The sequence below is a fragment of the Rhodococcus sp. IEGM 1379 genome, from assembly GCF_030056815.1.
Taxonomy (GTDB): Bacteria; Actinomycetota; Actinomycetes; order Mycobacteriales; family Mycobacteriaceae; genus Rhodococcus_F.
This window is the reverse complement of the sequence record NZ_JASHKR010000012.1, coordinates 99547-121117: the sequence shown is the minus strand read 5'-3', so window position 1 is coordinate 121117 and position 21571 is coordinate 99547. Positions and strand designations below refer to the sequence as shown.

The following is a 21571-nucleotide window of genomic DNA, read 5'->3' as shown; positions in this document are numbered from 1 at the left end:
CTGCGTCGCACTGGGCGGTCGGAGTGACCGAAGCGCCCGGCTTGACATCGAGAACGCACGACCGCGCCTCATTGTCGACGTCCGTCCATGTAGCCGTCACCTGGATGATCGTGGATCCGTCCTTGGTGACCTGGTTGCCCTTGGGTCCGGTCACGATCTTGTCGATGTCGACGTTCGCGGTCGGGATCGGGCGGTTGTGGATCTCCACGACAGCCTCCTCGCCGGCCACGGCCTTGACCGTGTTGCGGAACTCGGCGTCACCGGCATCCGCGGTCACGTAGTAGTACGGCCGCGCCCAATCGATACCGGGCAGTGCCTTGGGATCGACCTCGGAGAAGGTGATCACGGTGTTCCGCGGCACCACCTCGTCGGACTTCCAGCTCCAGTTGTTTCCGGCATTGAGCTGGACGGTCTCGCCCACTGCCGGCAAATCGGTTCCGGCGGGGAGCGCCGGGTCGATTCCGTCGATCCGTACCTCGAATTCAGTACCAGCCGGGAGGCCGTCCAAGGTGTCGCGAACGGGGTTGCCGTCCTCGTCGACGATGTACTTCGTGAACTCGACGGTGGCGAACTTCCACAGGGCCTCGTTCGTCAGCGTGATCAGACGACCCTCGGACGGGTCGTCGGAGACGATGCCCGTCGCGGTGCCACCTGGGTTCGTGACGAGCCACGATCCGCCGTCCGGACTGGTGCCCCAGGAGATCGTGCCCCATTCAACGCCCGCAACATCAGGACGACCGGTCTCGGTGAAGGTCACCTCGGTGCCGACAGGGAGGTCGACGCCCAGTGGCGTGGACTGTCCCTGCTTGACGATCAGATCTGCGGTGCGGTACTCCACACCGTCCTTCCAACGCGCCCGGACGCTGAACTCCACGTCGTCACCGATGGCCGATGCGGCTTCGCCGCTGATCTGCTTGGCGATACGCAGTGTGCCGTCGTTGACGTCGATGAGGTTGGTGACGTCGACCTGGCCCAGATCCTTGCCGATGGTGACGACGCCTGCGTTGTCCGCATTGATCCTGACATTCCCGGTGTATGCGGGGACGCCGTAAGCGAGACCGTTACCGTTTGCCGGAACCATCTCGGTCAGTGTGACCTCGGTGCCGCCTGGCAGCTTCTCACCGAACGGAACCTTGGCGCCGTTGGACGGGAGCGTCAGCGTCTTGCTCTGCGGGTTGTTGTCCGCATCGAGCCACGTGGCGATCACGTCGAAGCTGGCCGGCACGTCCTTGTTGAACGCTTGGGTACCTGTGAGCTTCTTGCTCACCTCGAAAGTGCCCTGCGTGATGGTGGCCTCGTTGGTGATGGAGACCGTGTTCGCCGCAGCGTCGGTGCCGATGGTGAGCGTCTTCGGGGTGATCACCGGCGCCGACCACGTCACGAGGTCGGTGTTGAGCGGCTGCACCTCGGTGAAGGTGACCGTCGCTCCGATGGGCAGATTCTCGAGTACGAAGTGCCCGTTATCGGTCAGGGTGAACTGGCGCTTCTCCTTGCCTGCGCCGTTGTTGCGGTCGATCTCGGCGTCGATGGTGAATGCCTCGAAGCCCGTGCGCGCCCCGTCACCGATGACTGTCTTGGTGATCGTTGCCGATCCCAGCTTCGCCGTGTTGAACAGCGTGACTGCGACGTTGCTTTTCGGCGCGATGCTGACCACCGCTTCGGTGCCGTTATCGCTGACCGTCACACCCGCTGTCGCGGCGAACTTCCCTTGTTCGAAGTAGACGCCATCAACGGTGGGCAGGTTGATCTCGGACAGGCGGATCTGCCAGCCGGTGCCGCGCGGGTACAACCCACTGACCGGAGTTCCGTCTGCCTTCACCTTGATGTCGTAAGAGTTGTCAGGAGCGTCGGCCGCCAGATTCTTTCCTGGGGCAAACTCCTCGACCTTCACCGTGAACTCGACCTCATTCGAGAACTTCTCGGAGATAGCGGACTTCGCCTTCACCAGTGAGAACGAACCGCGTGTCACACCTTGTCCGGTTCCGCCACCGCCCCACTCCTGCTTGACACTCTGAGCAGTCAGCGTCTCACCTTCGTAGGTGATCGAGTTGTTGTACTCGGTGCCGCGCGGGTCCAGCCCACCACTGGTGGTGCACAGGGTGTACTCGATGTAGTACCGCACCTCACGGGTGTAGTCCCCGGCCTCCTTCGGGAGGGTGAAATCGATCCCGTCGTCGGTACGTGTCACCGTGGTTTTGGCGGTGAGGTCTCGGGTCGGGTTCACATTCTCATGACCGATAAAATCGCGTGCAGTGACCTTGAGATTGAGGTTCTTCTTGAGGTCGTTGCCAACCTCACACACCGTCATGGTGCCGTTGAACTTGTCCTTGATTACCGCAGAGTCGGTGAGGCCCTCGAGGTGTCGTCCGGGGATCTCCACCTTCCAGTCGAGGGTGGTACCGGCCGGCTGACTCTCGCCGGCGACGTCCTTGGCCTCGGTGTTGAGGCTGCCCTTCTTCGCGCCAGTGAACGTGGGCGCCCCTGCTTCGGTAGGGTACGACACACCCTTGATGGTCGCCGTGTTGGAGAACTTCTCCGGGGCGGACGGCACCCCTGCCTGGGTGAGGCAGGACTTGTATTCGACGTAGTAGTACTGATCCGCGCGGATCGTGGCGACATCCTTCGCCGTGATCGTCACGGTGAAGGAAGTGCTGTTTGCGCTGTCACCGGTCTTGACGATGTTGAACTGATCGGTGACGTCGGTGCTAGCTGGTGCGGAGTTATCCGGACCATTCACGCGGTTGGCTCGCTTGACCTTCACGTCGAGGCCCGTCGCGCAAACGGTATGTCCGGCACCGAGAGTGTCCTCGATCTTTACCTCGCCGGCGTTTTGAGTGATGAAGGTGCCCGGGAGCATGACGCTCCAGGCGCCTTCGCGAAAGCGGCTCTCCCAGGTCAGGTAGCCGGTCTTCTTCGGGTTAGTCTCCGGCGTCCAGGTCTGCCCGACGCCATCCGCAGCCACCGTCTTGCCGCCGATCGTCACGGAGTTGTCGTAGACGACGGTCTCGCCAGCCGCGGGAACATCAATCACGCCGCTGGTCGTGCACGAGGTGTACTCGACGCGGTACAGCTTGTCGTTCTCGAAGCGTGCACCGTTGGTGATCGCGATGCCGACCGGGCTACCCGGAGCTCCAGGCTGAGTAACGGCGACGCCGTCGGCGACGTCCTTGAGGTAGTCGGGGCGACCGGACAGCAGCTTTGCGTTGAGCCGGCCGTCGTCGCACAGCTTCATGTTGGCCGAGAGTGTGTCACTCAAGGTGAGCGAACCGGTGCCGGCAGCATCCAGAGCGGCCAGTTCGGAGCCGGGGATGTCGATGGTCCAGCGCACGGCTGCCTTGTCCGGCGTCTGTACTCCGGACTTCTTGCTTACACCGATGTCCTGGCCGTCGCTGATGCCGCCACTACCGGGCAGCGGGACTGCCACAACATCGTTGTTGATCGTGAAGTTGACCGTCTCGGAGGTGGTGTACGCAACGGCCTTCGTGTAGACGAAGAACTCGCCGGACACCTCGTCCTCGCGACCAACCACGGCGTCGGTGAGCACACAGGTCATGTTGTTGGTGGCAGCCACCAGCACGCAGTTGCCCCAAATCGTCCCGTCTGGGTCTTTGAGTTCGATCGGAGCGTTGGCCCCGAGCTTCAACTCGTCAGGGAATTTGATCGTGAACTCGTCACCCGGCTGCGGAGTGGCTTTCGTCGCATCCCACGTACCGTGCACCTCGACGGAGTCCCCGACCTTGATCTGTTGGTCGTTCCCACCGCCCGTGACGTTGATGTCGGTGATCTTCACATCGATGCCGGGGTTGAGTCCGCGCGCGGCCAGCCGCTTCGCCGTCGTGGGCGTCGTCGTCGTGGTCGTGGACTTCTCCGACGTGGGTTTCTCGGTCGTGGACGCGGCTGGCGTCTTCGACGTGGAGGCGGCCGGAGTGGAGTCCTGCTCCTCTGTCGAGGGCGAAACCTCGACAGTTTGCGTCGGAGTAGGGGTGGCCGAGGTCCCGATTTCGTCGGCCGAGGAAACCTGTGCGAATAAGAACGAAGACATGACCAATGCCATGACCGCAACAATCATCCCTAACGCCGCCCACCGAGACACCACCCCCTCTCCGGCGCGACGCGGGAAGACATAGTTACGCATGAGGTGCACCTTTCGTTGAACACGCACATGATTTATGCTGCGTGTCTGAGGCTGCTGAACTGGCTCACGGGAACGCTCGGAACAGACGTGTCCCACTCTTGTGGTCTCGATATGAGCACCAATGGTTCACGGTCAATTACTTACGGGCCCGAGAACAGCTTGCGACTGCCCCCGGGTGGCATCACCAAAGTCGTACTCGGCAGCGCCACCCTACGGCCCGCTCTAGGTGAGGCCGTGATAATCGAATATAACTCGACCGGTTGGTCCAAACCAAAACGCGACAAATACGGCAGTTTCACCGCGTTCTGATCGAGTTCGGGCGGTCGCTGTGGGTTGTCGCAGCCCCAACATTCGGGTAGGCACTGTTAGGTCGGCGGGTGGGGTCGGTCACCGCAGCCTTCTCGGCATCTCCAGCGAGTTTTGTTCCAGCGCAAACTGATTCGATCATCAAGTAGGGGATGTGTTTCGGTATGGCTTGCCATGTCAGCCACGCCAAATGACCCCGGTCAGGATTGCCTGCTCGAGGTTGAAGGGCCCTCATTTGTATTGGTGAAAATCGCATTGTCACCTAATCTTCGGAAGGGTGAATTCCAGGGTGAATTTAACGGCGCGTCTGAGAATTCAACTTGGCGCAAGAAAATGTGATTTGAATCATTGTGGCGATCAAATCAGGCTTGAGTTATATTTTGAAACCATTCGAGACGGTGTGCATGCTCTCAGTGTGGTCAGGCTGAGTGGATAGGTGAATGCAGTACACGGAGCGTTCGGGAGGTATAAACATTGTATGAGTCTTGATCCCGCGATTGCAGCAAAACTGAAGCGAAACGATGCCGGACTGTTCAGCGCGGTCGCGCAGGAAAAGTCCACCGGCGATGTGCTGATGGTCGCGTGGATGGACGACGAAGCGCTTGCGCGGACGCTCGAAACTCGCAAGGGAACGTACTACTCGCGTTCGCGTCAGCAGTACTGGGTCAAGGGTGAAACGTCGGGCCACACCCAGTACGTCCACGAAGTACGTCTGGACTGCGACGGGGATTCGATCCTGCTCATCGTCGATCAGGAAGGCGCGGCATGCCACACCGGCGCGCACAGCTGTTTCGATACCGACGTACTGCTCGCTGCTGAATAGGTCGACTCGTTGCCGGTGAGGAAGTCACTGTCCATTTGCCGCAACGATTGAGCTGACAACTTTCCGACACTGCGGGAACGTCATGACGGACAACGAAGTTGATCCCTTGCTTCTGGTTGCTCGAACGCTGAGTGCGTTCGGCGGTGACGAAGCTGCGTAAGGAACGGTTGAGCGGACTAGCATCGGGATAGTCCGGATTGTTGCGGGATTTCCGCGCTACGAGCGGAGACGACAATGGTGTATCGACTCATCGAACTAGCGACGGTATTCGTTCACTTCGGGTTTGTTCTCTATGTGGTGCTTGGCGGATTTGTAGCATGGAAATGGCGTCGTACCATAGCATTTCACCTCGCTGCGGTGGCCTGGGGTGCTGGGTCGCTGGTGATCGGATACGACTGTCCACTCACAAATCTCGAGAATTGGGCTCGCCGAATGGCCGGCATTTCCGAGTTGCCGTCCACCGGATTTATCGCGCACTACATCACCGGAGTCTTCTATCCGGTGAGTATCGAGCCGATTGTTCAGGGCCTGGCCGCAACTGTCGTTGTCGGATCCTGGTTGGGGTACGTGATGCTCGGGCGACATGCAAAGTCGCATGCGGGAGCGTCGTCAATTCGATGATCGGTCTTGAATAGTCGAGGTTGAGTCCGTTTCCGAATAGAAACGATACTGATCCGGCAATGCTGGAGCGTCCATCAAGCGCGGCGAAGTGCTAGCACCGGAATCGTGCGGATGCCGGCAGTCTTCGCAGCGTATTCGGCGAAGCCTGGGTAGCGACTTGCCTGCAGATCGAAGATTTTCTCGCGTTTGTCGCCGGTCTCTTCGCGCACTGATACCGGGTACTTTTCTGTTCCGACTTCAACCTCGGCCTGGCCTGCGGCAACGAGGTTGTAGTACCAGTCGGGGTTGGTGGGGGCTCCGGCTTTGGATGCAAAAACGTAGATCGTGTTGGGATCCTGTTCATCGGCCATGTACATCATCGGGCTGATGAACTCGCGCCTGGACTTGCGGCCGCGGTGATGAACCAACACCATGGGCGCGCCTTCGAAAGGGCCACCCACTTGTCCCTCATTAGCTCTGAATGTGGCAATGATGTCTGCGTTCCAGTCGTCAGTACTCATCGTCGTCTCCTGCTCAGGCCGTTTGTGTCCATTTGATGCTGGTGGCTGGCTTTCGGTACGGCTAGCTTGGCATACGTATCGTCTTTGTGTGCGCGTAATTGTCGGCATTCTTGATCTACTATCTATGTATGAACGCAGATAGTGGTGTTTGCCGTCGAAAGCTCCCCGAAGATCAGGTCGACTTGGTGGTCGAGGTCTTTCGGATGCTCGCCGACGCAACTCGAGTCCAAATTCTGTGGGCATTGGTCGGCACAGAACGATCCGTCAACGACCTGGCGGAGCGCGTCGGCAAGCCGGCGCCGTCAGTGTCGCAGCATTTGGCAAAACTCCGTATGGCTCGGTTGGTTCGCACCCGCCGTGAAGGTACGACGGTGTTCTACCGTCTCGAGAATGATCATGTGCGCCAACTGGTTACGGATGCCGTCTTCAACGCCGAGCATGCCGGGCCGGGACTGCCGGGTCATCATCGCAGCACCGGTGAACTTCGTGAGATCCATCCGGAACTGTCGCGCACTACCGGCGGCGAGGTTGGTGCATCATGACTCATGAACCCAGAACGATGCATGGGCATGGCCACTCGCATGGTCACTCGTCGAGAGGCTTCCGATCCGCCGTTCGGGAGGTCTTCTCGCCGCACAGTCACGACGCGACTGACAGCGTGGACGAGGCACTCGAATCGAGTGAGATCGGCATTCGAGCCGTCAAGATCAGTCTTGTCGTTCTGGGTGTCACGGCCGTCGCGCAAGTCGCGATCGTGGCGATTTCGGGTTCAGTGGCGTTGTTAGCGGACACCATTCACAACTTTTCCGACGCATTGACCGCGATACCTCTGTGGATTGCTTTCGCGCTTGGCACGCGTGCGGCGACGCGTCGCTACACCTACGGCTTCGGCCGCGCCGAGGATTTGGCCGGACTGTTCGTGCTTGTCATGATCGCGATTTCTGCGCTGATAGCGGGCGTTGAAGCGGTTCGGCGATTGATCAATCCCGTGGAGGTCGAACATCTGGGTTGGGTCGCGGCAGCGGGCCTGGTCGGCTTCATCGGCAACGAGTTGGTCGCGTTGTACCGGATCCGAGTCGGGAGGCAGATCGGTTCTGCTGCACTGATTGCCGACGGATTACATGCTCGCACCGACGGATTCACATCACTGGCAGTTCTGTTGGGTGCTGGGGGAGTTGCCCTCGGGTTTCCGTTGGCGGATCCGATTATCGGCCTCGTCATCACGGTTGCCATCGTGGCTGTTTTGCGTTCGGCGGCTCGCGATGTGTTCCGACGCCTCATGGACGGCGTCGAACCCGAGTTGGTTGACGAGGCCCAACGGGCACTGGAGCTCGAACCGGGTGTCCTTGGGGTTCGCGGACTGAAGATGCGGTGGATCGGACACCGATTGCATGCCGATGCGGAACTCGACATCGATCCTCGTTCGACGCTCGCCGAAGCCCACGCGATTGCGCACAACGCGGAACATTCACTGACACACGCAGTTCCGAAACTGTCGAGCGCGCTAGTTCACGCCTATCCAGCGCACGGTTCGGCGAGTTCTACGCATCGGGAGTGATCAGTGATCGGGGTTCGCATCCGGCTTCATGGCGATGAGCTGGATGAGGTTGCCGCAGGTGTCGTCGAAGACGGCTACGACGGCGGTGCCGATATCAGTCGGTTGCTGAGTGAACACAACACCCAAATTTGTCAGTCGGGCATATTCGGCCTCGACGTCGTCGACTGCGAACTGTGCGAGCGGAATGCCTTCCTCGGCAAGCGCATCGCGGTACGGCTTGACGGCGGGGTGTTTCGCGGGTTCAAGCAGGAGCTCTGGGCCGTCGGGCCATTCCGGTGATTTGACGGTGAGCCAGGAGTCGGCGCCGAGCGGAATGTCATGATGCTTCGTGAAGCCGAGCACGTCCGTGTAGAAGGCGAGGGCTGCTCGCTGGTCGTCGACGAACAAGCTTGTCAGTTTGATTTTCATTGTGTTCCTGTCCTGGCAGGCCATCGGCGGGTGATTTCGGCGAGTGGCTCGGGATTGAAATAGTGAAACTTGGAACGTCCGCGACGCTCGGTCGTGACGAGCCCAGCCGCCTCGAGTACGCCGAGATGCTGAGAGATCGCCTGACGCGTGAGGCTGAGGTTGTGTCTCATCGTGAGCATTGAGCAGATCTCGAACAGAGTCTGGCCGTCGCTCGCGGCGAGTTCGTCGAGGATGACACGCCTCGTCTCGTCGTCGAGAGCACGGTAGACATTCACCACGACCCCACTATAGGCAAGTGGTAACTTGCGTATCAAGCTCGCCGCAGAAGGTCGCTGTTGCGTGAGGGCAGTTGAATATCCGAAATATCCTGTTCAGGGAGTTTGCTCGGTAAGCTACGGAAAATTGATCTGATGTATCTCACGCCGCTTCGGAACGGGGAAGCCAGTGATCGCTTTGCGGGGTAAGGCGCTTGTTGCGGTGGTAGTGGTGTCCCTGACGGTGGCGTTGGCCGCCTGTACCTCCAGCGATCCGGTCCCGGGCGCCGGCGGGAATTACGGATCGGGCGGGACGCCCGTCGACTTCAAGGAACCCGTCAAGCTAAGTAGCGAAGACGGTGTTCTCGAGGTGCGATTGTCTGCCCACCAAGGGGCAGTTCCACTCGACACAGCGTCGGGATCGGTGTCGAATTTCTTGCTCTTCGGGTACGACGTCTTGCGTGGCAGTGCCTCCGACGGAACTACGTCGGCGAGCGACGTCTACCCAGCGCCGACGCTCCGAGTGAACCCGGGCGAGCGATTGATCATCCACTACGACAACGATTTACAGGGACTGACGATCGAGGACTTCTACGATCCGGCGTTCACGCCGGTGGGTGGGGAGGTTCCGATCTATCCGCCGGCGCTGACGTCGGCGCCGCTGAACCTGCATACACATGGAGTCCACGTCAGCCCGGACGGCAATGCCGACAACGTGTTGCTCAACATTCCGGCCGGTCAGGGAAACGTCTACGACTATGCGGTTCCCGGGTCCATGCCCAACGGCTTGTACTGGTATCACAGCCACCGTCACACCCTCACTGCCCAGCAGACGTACCTGGGACTGGCCGGGTTGCTCGAAATCGGTCGTCCCGACGGCAATTTGCCGATAGTGACCGCCAACGACATACCGATTCGCGATATGGCACTGCAGTACAACTTCGTATTCGACAGGAAGGGGAAGGGGAGACAACTCAACGATGCGAACTGGCCCCAATTCGTCTCGACGTTGACGCCTCCGACTGGCACCGAACTTGCCGACGGCACCTACCAGCCGAGCCTGGCACCTGTGAATTTCTCCGAGACAACCGACGGCGCTGAGTATTTCACCAATTGGTACAGCGGGCCGCTGTCGCCGGCCAACCATCGTGGACAGAATCAGTTTGTCCCGGGAAATCTGCAGAGCTTTTCCGGTAGCTCCACGAATGTTCCGGCCGATCTTTCGCTGCCGGACAACCAACGCGATGTGCAGTACACCGTCAATGGGCAGTTCCAACCTGGTTTGAAGCTGAAGCCCGGGCAGACTGAAATCTGGGTCCTCGCGAATATCAGTGACTTCGCCTATATGCCGGTCACATTGACTGAAACGGCGACGGGCATACATCCGAAGTTTGCGATTGTCGGCCAGGACGGTAATCCTTTCGGCCAGGTCCAGCCGCCAGTGGATGGTGACGGGACCAGGCTCGTGATTCCGCCGGCGTCCCGATACGCGATAGCGGTCACGATGCCGACATCCGGGGATCTTGTTCTGGAAATGCCCCCGCTCGAAGGCGCGAAGCCAGTCACCAATCCAGGCGTCCTCTACACGAACAACGGCACCGACAATCCGCCGGCAGAACTCGGAATCGTCACGGTGGACCCCTCGGTGATCAGCTACGCCGACGGGTTTTTCACGTTCCCGACCCAGCAGTTGATTCGAGCCACCCCAGATCAGGGTGAAGGCCGGACAACGCCATTCGAGTACGGACAGAATTTAGACGCGTACACGTCGTTCGTGGATACCGCAGCCATGAACCCCGAGGTGACGCGGTCGCTGACGGTCTCGGGCGGTTTCGGTAACGACAAGGCCAGCAACAGTGATCCGAAGGCCTTCACCTACGAATTCGCGGACAACACTTTCCCTAATATTCCGCTCATCCAACCTCGCTTGAATTCCGTCGAGGAATGGAAGATCACCAACCTCAACAACGACGAGCATCCGATGCACATCCACGTCAACGACTTTCAAGTCATGGAAGTAGTGGATCCCGTTGCCGGAACGACGACGGGAGTTCAACCGTGGGGGATCGATAACGTCAACGTGCCTGCCCCGGTGACGGACGAGAACGAGAATGCGCTCGAGTCGGCGTCGGTGACGTTGCGGACCAAGTTCACCGAATACACCGGAACCTTTGTCATCCACTGTCATCGGCTCAATCACGAGGACAACGGGTTGATGGCGACGGTCAATGTGATTCCGGAAGTCTCGACGTATGCGGTCGCTGTCCCGGGTTCGCCCGGCGTGCCCGCGACGGTCCAGATCTTCGATGCCAACGGCGACAGGTTGGTCACGACCGTGAAGCCGTTCCCGTCGTTCGAGGGGACGCCGAGCGTCGCGATGGCCGACGTGAATGCCGACATGGTGTTGGACCTCGTCGTGGGAACGGGACCGGGTGTGGCACCGGAAGTGGTGGCGTACAACGCAGTTAGTGGTGAACCATTCACTGATGAGTTGGTACGCTTCGCTCCCTTTGCCGCGGACTTCCGCGGTGGTGTCAACGTCGGCGGCGTCGACATCGACGGGAATGCGTTGGCGGACAACATTATTGTCGGCTCCGGTCCGGGAATGGAATCGCAGGTGAAGGTCTATTCGACCGATCTACCGGCTGACAAGAAGTCGGCTCCGGCGGAATTCGGATTGTTCACGCCGTATCCGGGTTCGAGCAGCGGCGTCACAATCGCTACCGGAATGGTCGACTCGCATTCTGGTCGGGCCAGTATTGTCACCGCTCCGGGCGCGGGCGATGAATCGTGGGTGAAGACATTCCGCTACGACCTGTACCAGCCCACGGCAGCAGTGGCAGCGAAAGGCAACACCGACGAACACGCAGGTCATACGGATGGTCCGGTGATGACGTCGCAGTTCTTAGCGTTCGATCCGAGCTATCGGGACGGAGTTTCACTCTCAACGGGATGGGTGGCCGGTGCCGAGGGCGGAGCGAAGTCCATCGTGGCCGGGATGCGCGGAGGCGAAGGAACTGTGCGTATTTTCTCGAGCGGTTCACGTCTGGACGGTGCGCCTGAGATGTATCTCGAAAGCCCCGATCATCATTCGACAGATGTTGCCTTCCGGGAGGTTGCGTCCTTCGATCCCTTCGAGGGCTCCTCTGGCGTCGGCGTTGCGACCACCAGCACGACTGTGGGCGCAGACCTTCTGGTCAGTGGGCCGTCCGAGGTACGCAAATTCATAGTGGGGCGGGCAGATCCGTCGGCGACCACCCTCACTCCGACTCTTGTCGGAACCCTGCCGCCTTATCCTTCAGGTGCTGGAGCATTGCCGCTCGCGGGTCGTTAGTCGCGGCCTGTGCGTTCTTTGCTGCTTTGACGTTGGCGCAGCCCTCGCCGATACCGCGGGCGTCGTTGCAGTGGGAGTGCTCGGACCGACTCGACTCGCGAGGTGGTCGAGGGTTAGGGCTCACCCTGGTAGAACTTCTCCTCGTAGCACGCGCTACTGGGCACCTCGTAGCCCCGGCCGGCCGGGGTTCGACTGGTGCCGCTACAGCTTGAGTCACTCCATTCATGTCAGGTATCACGCCACACGAAGTGGACGCCACTGTCCGAATTGTCGAATGCTGTTGTATATCAGCAACTCTCGAGCAGATACTCTCAAACCTGTCCGATATGTCCCTAGGAATCGAAATTCTGTTCGATGAGAATTGCTGCATGGGTAATCGGGAAGCGTGGCAACTGGACGGCGAGGGCCTCAAAGCAGAGGTTCTGGACCTCGCCCGCGCCCGCCACGACATGCAATCCCGCATGGTGCACCTCGTTGCTGAAATGTTTACCCGTGACGCACTCCCCGACACGGGCTTCCGGGCCATCGCCCAGTGGTTGCACCGGTCCACGAATCTCGAGATCGGCGAATGCAGCCAACTGGTCAGCCTTGCACGGCTATTCATGCTCGAACCCGTAGTCGCACAATCCTTTCACGACGGCGACATCGACGCCCTCAAAGCCCGGCAGGTAGCACAGTTCTGCCAGCACCCACCCAAGAACATGCACATCGCGGACATCGAGAAAGCCCGCGAAATCCTGCTGACTCTCGCCTCGAAAAAGGTTTCCGACTGCGAGGCCACCCGAGCAGCCATCCGGCGCATCGAAAAGAAATACGGCAACCGCGCCGACGGCGTCCCCGTCGGGGAAGATTCTTCAGCGCAACGAGTTCTACGCCTCCAAAAGTTTGTACGGCCGCGTCAGCGTCAAGGGCGACCTCGATGCCGTCAATGGCGCCCGGTTGCTCGCCCTACTGTCCGGCCTCTCGAAGCCGAATCCCGAAATCGACGGTGTGAAAGATCTTCGCACCCCGGCACTTCGGCGGGCCGACGGTTTCTGTGAGATGCTGAGCCGCTTTGAGATGGCCGGCCTCGGACCCGTCGAAGGTGGCGTCAAACCGCACCTGACGATCACCGCTACCGCGAAAGACCTGACGGACCTGCAGGCATTGAAAGATCTGTTGCCGTCCACCGAGGAACTCGGGTATGCGATCACCAACTGGGCCGGGCCCATCAGCCTCGATTCCGCTCGGATGTTGGCGTGCGATTGCACGGTCACTAGAATCCTGCTCGACCGGAACGGGGTTCCGCTCAATCATGGACTCGACGAGCGAACCGCGACGGTTGCGCAGCGGCGAGCGTTGGCCGTCAGAGATGGCGGGTGTGCATTTCCGGGCTGCGGAACCCCGCCCGGATGGTGCCAGGCTCACCACATAGTTCACTGGATGGATAGTGGTCCAACAGATTTCGATAATCTTGTCCTCACCTGTGGCCATCACCATCGGTTGCTTCACCATACCGAGTGGAGGGTTGAGATCGGGGATGATCGGAAAACCTGGTTCTATCCACCGATGTCGGTTGATCCGTATCAGGTTCCGATTCCGGGAAATAGTCCACCGACGGCAGCCTGAACAACCGAATACGCAGCATGTACACCGGGGTAGAAACATGCCTCGGTGCACTTTTCTGCGTCTCGATGGCAAGTCAGGGGAGCGACCAGACCTGCGTCGTCACCACGTAGAAGACGACTACCCAGAACGCAGTAACCGCTGCGACAATCGCCAAGCCTTGCGCATTGGTCTTCGCGACTGGAATGCCCGATGGCGGGCGTAACCACCTGTGCAGCAATCGATTCACGTAGTACGGCATGGTGAAGAAACTCATGATGAAACTCGAGAGCAGATTGCCGATCAACAATCCGAGCCACAACGGCATTTTCAGTGGTGACAGTGCCAAGGTCAACAGCACGACGGTGGGGTAGAGGCCAACCCACACTGCTACCGCGGTTTTTGTGTCCGACGGCGGTGGTGCTTCGTTTCCGTTCTCGTCGAAGGCAAACCAACTACCGAAGGAATTGTCGACGGTCCGTAGTTCGAAATCGTGGAACTTGCGGCCCTCGGCCAGGAGTTCCTGACGCTGCGGCGACGTCAGCCAGGTGTCCAGATGTGCGGCGGTGTCGAAGCGGTAGAGAGTGGTCCATTCGTCCTGGACTCCCTCGACGGGACGGAACAGTTCGGTCCCTCGAAAGCCGTCGAATGCGCTCTCGGTCTCACGGAGTCGGTCTTGCCAGTCGAGAAACTCGTCGATGTTGTTGTCACTGACTCGATGGGTCACGACGACTGTGAGCAAGGGGTCGGGAGGCTTGATCCCACCACTCACAACTTGTTGTGTGGCGGGTCCGTCGAAGAATTGTCGGCCTTGATCGAGGTAGTCCTGCCTGGTTGCACTGTTGATCCAGGCCTGAACATGAGCGATGGAATCGAAGCGGTACACAACCACCCAATCCGGTTGGACGGGTGTCGGAGCCGAGACTTCTGCCCCGAGAAACCCGGAGTAGTCGGCGGCGGCGCGGTTGAGGTCTTTCTGCCAGATCTCGAACGGTTCCTCCCAGCCTGCACGGACTCGTTGACCGATGATGACAGTCGCCACGTTGCTTGCCGGTGTAGTCATCGGTTCAGTCCGGTGTAGATCCGCTCAGGAGTAAGCGGCAGGGACCGGAAGCGGCTTCCCGTTGCGTTCGCGAGCGCATTTGCCAGCGCCGGGGCCACAGGATTGATGCAACACTCCGCCATGCCTTTTGATCGTAGGGGCCCAACGGAATCAGTTGAATTGACGAGTAGTACCTCGGTGCGCGGAATATCCGCGTACGTGGGGATGCGGTAGTTGCGCAGATTCGGGTTCATCATCGTTCCGTTGGCATCCACCTGGAAGTTCTCGGTGAGTGCGAAGCCGATGCCCTGGGCAACTCCGCCTTCGATCTGCCCGCGCACCTGCGCCGGATTGATGATCACGCCCGCGTCGGTGGCCTGAACGCTGTACAGAATCCTGATCTCCCCGGTGATTCGGTGAACTGCAATTCGGAAGCCGTGAGTATTGGACACCACGCTGCGCGGCGATCCGTAGGCTTTGCGGGCTTCGGTGAATCTGATTCCCCGTCGTCGGCCGGCGTCGACCAGTTCGGCCAGAGTAATGCGGACATCTCCACACAGGATTTTGTCGTCGTCCATCGAACATTGATCAAGGGCAACGCCGGTGTGGGATGCAGCGAACGCAAGCAATCGTTCGCGCAGAGCGTTCGACGCTCGAAGCACGGCGTTTCCGGCGACAAACAGTCCGGCGCTGGCGAAAGCGCCTGTGTCGAAACCGGTTCGATCAGTGTCGGATTGAATGATACGTACACGCGAAGGCGTGGTTCCCAGCTGGTTTGCTGCGATCTGGACATGTGCGGTGGACGTGCCCTCGCCGAATTCGACTGTGCCGATGGCAAGTTCGTAGACGGAATCGTCGCCGAGAGTGAGCCAGGCCTCCGAGATGTGTTCGGTGGGTGGCGCCGTTTCGTGTAGTGAGCTTGCGGTGCCCGTACCGATGAGCCAATCGTCTCCGAGTGTCGGGACCGGGTTGCGGCTCAAGGCAGCGTCTACTAGATCGATGCACTGCCCGAGTCCGTCTTCGGTGAAAATGACGTCGTCGGGGCCGTCTTCGAGCGCGACCAATGAGTCACCCGGGCGGACGATATTGCGTCGACGCACGTCGAGGGGGTCCAGACCCAACGCGATCGCCAGTTCGGTCATCGCGGATTCGACGGCGAAGGCAGGCTGAGTCATGCCGTATCCACGGAGGGCGCCGCTCGGAACACTATTTGTGTAGACCGAATACGCGTCGAACTTCTTGTTGGCGCAGCGATACAGCGAAACTGCCGCACCGCCGGCGAACAATGTTTCGCCGCCGTGGTTTCCGTAGGCTCCGGTGTTGGAAATGTTGCGGTACTGAAATGCGGTGAGCGTCCCGTCGTTTTTGGCGCCCAGCTTGATTGTCAGTTTCATGGGATGGCGCGGCGACGCCGTCGTGAATTCTTCCTCGCGCGTGAACTCGAGACAGACGGGTCTACCGGTGTCCAAGGTAGCGAGCGCCACGAGATCTTCGCTGATCACCTCCTGTTTTCCGCCGAAGCCGCCGCCCACCCGCTTGCAGAACACTCGCAGCTGATCGGGACGAAGGTCGAAGAGATGCGCGAGTTTGACCTTGGCGATCGACGGGGATTGCGAACTTGTCCGGACGTGGAGGCGACCCTCCTCCATCCAGGCGATCGAGCCGTGAGTCTCCAAGTGGGCATGCTGAACCCGCGGCGAGAAGTACGTGCCCTCGTGAATGACGTCGGCGTCTGCGAACCCGGCCTCCACATCGCCGACGTGACCATGGATTTCGAGCAGGATGTTGCGCTCGGGGTCGCGGACGAACGGGTCGTCCGAGCCGTGCAAAGCCGGAGCGCCGTCGGCCATCGCGTCTTCGGGGTCGAAGACTGCGGGGAGAATCTCGTACTCAACAAACACTTTTCGACGCGCTTCCTCCGCGGCAGCGACGGTGTCGGCCAGGACTGCCACTACACGTTGCCCGACAAAGCGCACGACGTTGTCGAGAATGTAGGTGTCGTCAGGGTCAACCAGGTGGTCGGTGTGAAGTGCAGTGGTAAAACGTTTGCGCGGCACGTCTTTCCACGTGTAGACGCGATGCACTCCGGAAACGGCAAGGGCTTCGGCGGTATCGATGGAGACGATGCGGGCGTGTGCGTGCGGCGAGTGGAGCACCTTCAGGTGCAACATTCCGTCGATTGTGGTGTCCATCGTGTACTCGGCGCGGCCGGTCACCACGTCGGTGGAAGCCGGTGCGCCGACGCTGGTACCCACGGCTTCGCCGGGAAGTGCAACTTCGATTCCGTTGACACCGTTGACAGCGTCCTCGATGGCCCGATATCCCGTGCAGCGGCACAGGTTTCCTTTGAGTGCGCGGGGAAGGTCATCTTTCTGGGAGTCCGTCAACGCGGCCGACGTCATGATCATGCCGGCAGTGCAGAACCCGCACTGAAACCCCGGAGCGTCGCGGAACTGCTGTTGCATCGGATGCAGGTTGTCGGGCGTTCCCAGGCCTTCGATAGTGGTGACCTCGCGGCCTTCGGCACGAAACGCGGGAGTGATGCAACTGTGGACCGGGTTGCCGGCGAGCCACACGGTGCACGCGCCGCAATCGCCGCCGTCGCAACCCTTCTTGGCGCCGTGGTGGCCGAGTGTCCGTAGGAAGGTTCGTAGGCACTGTCCCGGGCTCGGCTGTTCTTCGAAGCTGTTGCCGTTCACCAAGTACGTCATGGCTGATCCTCGTTCAGTTCGACGCGTATTTCCTCGGCGTAGTGGTGCGCGAGGTGACGGCGGTGGTCGGGGGTGCCATTGGGGTCGTCGAACCAGACTTCGTCAGGAATGGCGTCGATGCTGGATCGAAGTGTTGCGGCGTCGGGCATGGTCTCGAATGCCAGCTGAACTGGACGGGTTGTCCCGGCCGTGATGGTAAGCAGGAGATCCGTGCTGCCGCGCGTCTGTGTGGCGATCATGAAGATCGTCGAACGGCCGAGGCGAGTGAGGCTGAATCTGCGATGGGTGTGGCGTTTGGTGAGTGCCTGAGCGGGGATGTCGATGCTGCGGAGTACCTCGCCGGGTTCGAGAATGTTCTGGTGGTCGCCGGTCACGAAATCGGCGGCGTCGACGGTCCGCTCGGATCCGTCTGTGGCCCAGAGCGTGTAGGTCGCTTCGAGGGCGACTGTCAACGTGATCATCGGGCCGGCGGGCAGAGACATACAGATATTGCCGCCGACCGTCGCGGAGTTCCAGATCTTGAACGACGACAGAAATGATTCGCACGCGAAGGCAAAGAGCGGAGCCGAACCCCAATGCGGTGGCGGGACATACGCATACAGGTCCCGTATTGTGCAGGTCGCGCCGATGGTGAGGCCCACCTCACTCGGGTCGAGTGGTGCCCAGCCGAGCATCGTGAGATCTACGAGACGATCCAAATCGGGTTGTTCCGCCGAGAACAGCCACGTTCCCCCGGCAAGCCAGGCATCACCGGGACGCCAGATGATTCCGGGGAGGTCGGGCGGTCGCCGCACAACGTCGGCAATGGTGTTCAGATCCATGAGCCTGCTCCCGTCGGGAAAGCCGCGCGGACCTACGACATTACTGATTGCGTCGTGCGCAAATCCAGCATTTCGTACAAATCGGAGGATTTCCGAATCGAAGCCCTCATCGACACTCGGTTCATCGAAATACCGGCGAGGTCAGTTCGGTGATCAGTGTCTCCGGCCGGACGATCTCGGTCCAGGAGATCCACTCCGGGTAGTCCGTCCCGTCCGGCCCACGCATTACGAAGTCCCACTCGCTGCCGACGCGGAACTCGAACGCCCGCGCGGTCGTGGTGAACCCATCCGGTCCCCACCACTGCGACAGGTGCCGCACCTCGGTGAACGCCTCGAACACCAGCTCCGGCGGGGCGTCGATCACTCGGGAGATCACGATCTCGCGGTCGGCGGTGTCCGCCTGCAACGACGTTTCAGAGCGCATTGAATCCATCAGTTACTCATCTTTCCTGTTTGAGTTCTTGCACGTATACGTCCAGCCGATCGAAGCTCTCGCTCCAGAACTGCTCGAACCCGCCGGTCCACTCATGAACCGCTCGCAGCCCACGGGCGTCAAGGCCGTACAGGCGCTGCTTGCCCGCCCTGTGATCGCGCACCAGCCCGACCTCGCGGAGTACTCGCAGGTGCTTCGACGCCCCGGGCTGCGTCATTCCCAGCTCCTCGGCGACCTCGGTCACCGGCCGTTCGCCCGCCCGCAGCAGGACAAGGATCTCCCGACGCTGGGGTTCGGCGATCGCGTTGAAGACGTCCGACGTGGTTGCTGCTCGCGCCATGACAGCGAACATGTACCCATATAGGAAAGTGTTCAAGGGTTGCCTGTGAGCATTGGATCGAAGGCCCCCGCGAACACATCGATGCCCACTACGGCATCGTCGAGCACCGGGACGCCGAACGCTCGTCACGCCTCGCTTGGGTCCTTCAGGCGGGACCAATCATTCGTCTCGAGCACTGGATAGATCACCAGCCACCACATCATCAGGATGTGAGAGCCGCACACTGCCGTGCTGCGGACGTTTCCCGTGCGCTCCATCCCGGTGGAAGCAACCGTGCGGCTGAGTTCTTTCTCACTCTCGGCCCCGATCTGCGAACTTTGCCAACCAACCTGCAGGTCAGGGCTATTATAGTCGCCGTATGAGTTTCGAAACACTCGACACCGACCTTCTGGCGCGCAGGTTTGCATGTCTGGGCGATCCGACTCGACTTCGAGTTTTGCGAATCGCCGCTGCCGGTCCCGTCACGGTTGATGCGATCGTCCGGGACGCTGGAATCGAGCCGTCGGTTCTGAGCACTCATCTCGAAGCGTTGGTGGATGTCGGATTTATCGACATCACAGTTCACGGCGAAAAGTCCGTGATCAATGTTGCCGAATCCGCGTATTCGGACCTTGTGAAAGCTGCGACGGTGGTCGCTGCGCGGGGTCAGGCTCGTGACACATTGGGATCGCTGCCCGAGGATGTGGTGCTACGACGGATGAACGACGGCGACTGGGACGCTGTCCAAGCGATCTACCGCGAGGGAATCGATACCGGGACAGCAACATTCACCACCACGGTTCCTTCAGCCGAGAAGTTGGATGCACAGTGGTTGCCCGATCACCGATGGGTGGCAGAAATCGACGGACTGGTGGTGGGATGGGCAACGCTCAGCCCGACGTCCTCACGCGCCTGCTACCGCGGTGTTGCCGAGAACTCCATCTATATCGGTAGCGCGGCGCGCGGTCGCGGGGTGGGGAAACTGCTTCTGCGCCAGCAAGTTCAGGCGGCCGATGCCAGTGAGATCTGGACTGTGCAGTCGTCGATCTTTCCCGAGAACCGGGCAAGTGTGGCTTTGCATCAGGCCGTCGGATTCCGGATTGTCGGGACACGTTCGCGTATCGCGCAACTGGGGGGACAGTGGCGCGACACGGTGTTTTTGGAGCGTCGTGTTTCTGAGGGGTAGTAGCGAGAGCGCCTCTAGCCTTTAGCCGCACTGATCCCGGCACGGCGGCCGTAGAAACTGCCGTCACCCAGCGATGTTCCCGACGCGTAGCCGCCGGCGCACACTCCGGCGGTGCAGCGGCCGGCAGCAAACAGGCCGGGAATCGGTTCACCGGCGACATGCAGAACCTCGGAGTTGACGGACGTTCGCAAACCTCCGAGGGTGAATCCGGCAGTGAAGTTTCGTAGGTCCAGAGCCGCAATGGGGGAGCCGATGGGTTTCACCCATTCGGATTTCTTGCCCAGTACGGGGTCCTCGCCGTGCTCGGCGTGACGGTTGTACACCTCGACGGTGGATTGCAAGGTGCCTTCGGGCAAGTCCATCTCGGATTCGAGTTCCTCCACGGTTTCGGCTACCCACTTGGGTCGGAACCGGAAGAACGGGGTAGAGCTGTCCGCAGCAGCACCCTCGTCGTACGCAGCTTCGTCGATGATCAGATAGGCCTGATTGTCATTGCGTAACAACGTTTCCTGGCCGATACGTCCGGGGTACGTGTCTTCGTTGACGTATCGCTGACCGCGGGCGTTAACGAGGATTCCGCGCACCATCAGCTGCGGATCGCCGAAAAAGGCAACTTCGGTGGCGTCCATGTGTGCCAGGTCAGCGCCCAAGGCTTGCGCCATACGTATCGCGGTGCCGTCATGCTCTTCGATAGCAGCGCCGGGCCGGCCGATCAATCGCGGAGCATACGACGCGATCATCGATTCGTTGTACGCGAAGCTGCCGGTCGCCAGCACAACACCGGTCCGAGCGCGTACAGCCACTTCCTTGCCGTACTGCTTCGCGATGATTCCGACCACTCGATCTCCGTCGACGACCAGACGCTGAACGCGCATGTCGAGCTCGGCCCGCACACCCAGCTTCTCCGCGGTTTCGACCAGCGGCTTCATCAGCATGTAGCCACCGCCCTTTTCGCCAGTGCGCTTGCCGCTCATCTGCGGGACATGTCCGCGGGGAGCCGGGGTGGCGATGGTGTTGAACGGTGCGGAATTCTCGCCGCCGGAGTACATGAGTCCGTCATCGAAAGGCGTTTCCCAGCCGGGCTGGCCGTAGAAGCTCTCCTTGAACGGAACGCCGTTGTCGACCAGCCAGTTGTAGTGCTCGACGCTGCCGTCGCAGTAGTCGGTGATCTTCTCCTCGTCGGCGCCGGGGCCGAGGGCAGCCATCATGAACGTCTTCATGTTCTCTGGTGTGTCTTCGAAGCCGAGGGCCTTCTGCAGCGGTGTTCCGCCGCCGAGATAGATGAACCCGCCGGCCAGCGCCGCCGCGCCGCCCCATCCGCTGGTGCGTTCGAGTACCAGCACGTCGGCGCCCGCGCGTGCCGCTTCGATAGCTGCGGAGACACCGGCTATGCCGTAGCCCGCAACAACGACGTCGGCCTCGTAATGCCAGGTGTCGATAGTCTGCGCGGATATCGGACGGATGGAGTTGGCCTCAGCCATGGATGTCGGTCCTTCGCTCGGAGATGGTTCTGTAGTCGAAGTATCTCGGCTGGAG

The 21571-nt window shown here is 60.5% G+C and carries 18 protein-coding genes; 8 read left to right on the top strand and 10 right to left on the bottom strand.

The genetic code is table 11. The features are described 5' to 3' along the window. The coding region (locus QM600_RS10020) for a DUF5979 domain-containing protein (protein ID WP_283261312.1) at window positions 1–4135 on the bottom strand (4135 nt) is incomplete at its 3' end. Window positions 4136–4919: 784 nt separating this feature from the next. Between QM600_RS10020 and hisI the strand changes: the two genes are divergently transcribed. Together hisI and QM600_RS10010 are read left to right on the top strand one after the other, a co-directional pair. After that, a complete protein-coding gene (gene hisI, locus QM600_RS10015; RefSeq protein ID WP_283261311.1) occupies window positions 4920–5264 on the top strand; it encodes a phosphoribosyl-AMP cyclohydrolase in 345 nt (114 codons plus the stop codon). 234 nt (window positions 5265–5498) lie between these two features. Next, a complete protein-coding gene (locus tag QM600_RS10010; protein ID WP_283261310.1) occupies window positions 5499–5885 on the top strand; it encodes a DUF2784 domain-containing protein in 387 nt (128 codons plus the stop codon). Between the two features lie 74 nt (window positions 5886–5959). Here QM600_RS10010 and QM600_RS10005 read toward each other — a convergent pair whose 3' ends face one another. Beyond that, complete coding sequence (locus QM600_RS10005) at window positions 5960–6385, bottom strand: nitroreductase/quinone reductase family protein (RefSeq protein ID WP_283261309.1); 426 nt, start codon at window positions 6383–6385, stop codon at window positions 5960–5962. A gap of 128 nt (window positions 6386–6513) precedes the next feature. Between QM600_RS10005 and QM600_RS10000 the strand changes: the two genes are divergently transcribed. Both QM600_RS10000 and QM600_RS09995 read left to right on the top strand, forming a co-directional pair. Next, window positions 6514–6927 carry an ArsR/SmtB family transcription factor gene (locus tag QM600_RS10000; RefSeq protein ID WP_283261308.1) on the top strand — a complete coding sequence of 138 codons (414 nt, stop codon included), beginning with the start codon at window positions 6514–6516 and terminating at the stop codon, window positions 6925–6927. Continuing rightward, window positions 6924–7943 (top strand): cation diffusion facilitator family transporter, encoded by a 1020-nt coding sequence (locus QM600_RS09995; protein WP_283261307.1) that lies wholly within the window; start codon window positions 6924–6926, stop codon window positions 7941–7943. Before QM600_RS10000 ends, QM600_RS09995 begins: the two co-directional genes overlap by 4 nt. Here QM600_RS09995 and QM600_RS09990 read toward each other — a convergent pair whose 3' ends face one another. Continuing rightward, window positions 7944–8351, bottom strand: a complete 408-nt coding sequence (locus QM600_RS09990) for a VOC family protein (protein ID WP_283261306.1) — start codon at window positions 8349–8351, stop codon at window positions 7944–7946. Then, entirely contained in the window at window positions 8348–8629 is a 282-nt protein-coding gene (locus tag QM600_RS09985; RefSeq protein WP_283261305.1) for an ArsR/SmtB family transcription factor, read from the bottom strand. Before QM600_RS09985 ends, QM600_RS09990 begins: the two co-directional genes overlap by 4 nt. Window positions 8630–8795: 166 nt before the next feature. On the opposite strand from QM600_RS09985, the gene QM600_RS09980 reads away from it, so the two are divergent. The 3 genes from QM600_RS09980 to QM600_RS09970 all read left to right on the top strand — a co-directional run bounded on the left by QM600_RS09980 (window position 8796) and on the right by QM600_RS09970 (window position 13547). Next, entirely contained in the window at window positions 8796–11939 is a 3144-nt protein-coding gene (locus tag QM600_RS09980) for a multicopper oxidase family protein (RefSeq protein WP_283261304.1), read from the top strand. A 368-nt stretch (window positions 11940–12307) separates the two neighbouring features. Beyond that, window positions 12308–12979, top strand: coding sequence for a DUF222 domain-containing protein (locus QM600_RS09975; protein ID WP_283261303.1), 672 nt, complete (start codon window positions 12308–12310; stop codon window positions 12977–12979). Then, window positions 12879–13547, top strand: coding sequence for an HNH endonuclease signature motif containing protein (locus tag QM600_RS09970; RefSeq protein WP_283261302.1), 669 nt, complete (start codon window positions 12879–12881; stop codon window positions 13545–13547). The genes QM600_RS09975 and QM600_RS09970 overlap by 101 nt, the downstream gene beginning before the upstream one ends. Window positions 13548–13620: 73 nt before the next feature. On the opposite strand, the gene QM600_RS09965 is transcribed toward QM600_RS09970, so the two are convergent. The 5 genes from QM600_RS09965 to QM600_RS09945 all read right to left on the bottom strand — a co-directional run bounded on the left by QM600_RS09965 (window position 13621) and on the right by QM600_RS09945 (window position 18870). Beyond that, window positions 13621–14586, bottom strand: coding sequence for an antibiotic biosynthesis monooxygenase (locus QM600_RS09965; protein ID WP_283261301.1), 966 nt, complete (start codon window positions 14584–14586; stop codon window positions 13621–13623). Then, a complete protein-coding gene (locus QM600_RS09960; RefSeq protein WP_283261300.1) occupies window positions 14583–17276 on the bottom strand; it encodes a molybdopterin-dependent oxidoreductase in 2694 nt (897 codons plus the stop codon). The genes QM600_RS09965 and QM600_RS09960 overlap by 4 nt, the downstream gene beginning before the upstream one ends. Then, entirely contained in the window at window positions 17273–18097 is an 825-nt protein-coding gene (locus tag QM600_RS09955; RefSeq protein WP_283261299.1) for an FAD binding domain-containing protein, read from the bottom strand. Before QM600_RS09955 ends, QM600_RS09960 begins: the two co-directional genes overlap by 4 nt. A gap of 121 nt (window positions 18098–18218) precedes the next feature. Then, window positions 18219–18530, bottom strand: a complete 312-nt coding sequence (locus tag QM600_RS09950; protein WP_283261298.1) for an SRPBCC domain-containing protein — start codon at window positions 18528–18530, stop codon at window positions 18219–18221. Between the two features lie 7 nt (window positions 18531–18537). Continuing rightward, a complete protein-coding gene (locus QM600_RS09945; RefSeq protein WP_283261297.1) occupies window positions 18538–18870 on the bottom strand; it encodes an ArsR/SmtB family transcription factor in 333 nt (110 codons plus the stop codon). 358 nt (window positions 18871–19228) lie between these two features. Here QM600_RS09945 and QM600_RS09940 point away from each other — a divergent pair, with 358 nt between their 5' ends. Then, a complete protein-coding gene (locus tag QM600_RS09940; protein ID WP_283261296.1) occupies window positions 19229–20035 on the top strand; it encodes a helix-turn-helix domain-containing GNAT family N-acetyltransferase in 807 nt (268 codons plus the stop codon). A 14-nt stretch (window positions 20036–20049) separates the two neighbouring features. On the opposite strand, the gene QM600_RS09935 is transcribed toward QM600_RS09940, so the two are convergent. Next, window positions 20050–21516: an FAD-dependent oxidoreductase gene (locus tag QM600_RS09935; protein WP_283261295.1), complete on the bottom strand. Its 1467-nt coding sequence runs from the start codon at window positions 21514–21516 to the stop codon at window positions 20050–20052. Window positions 21517–21571 lie beyond the last annotated feature (55 nt).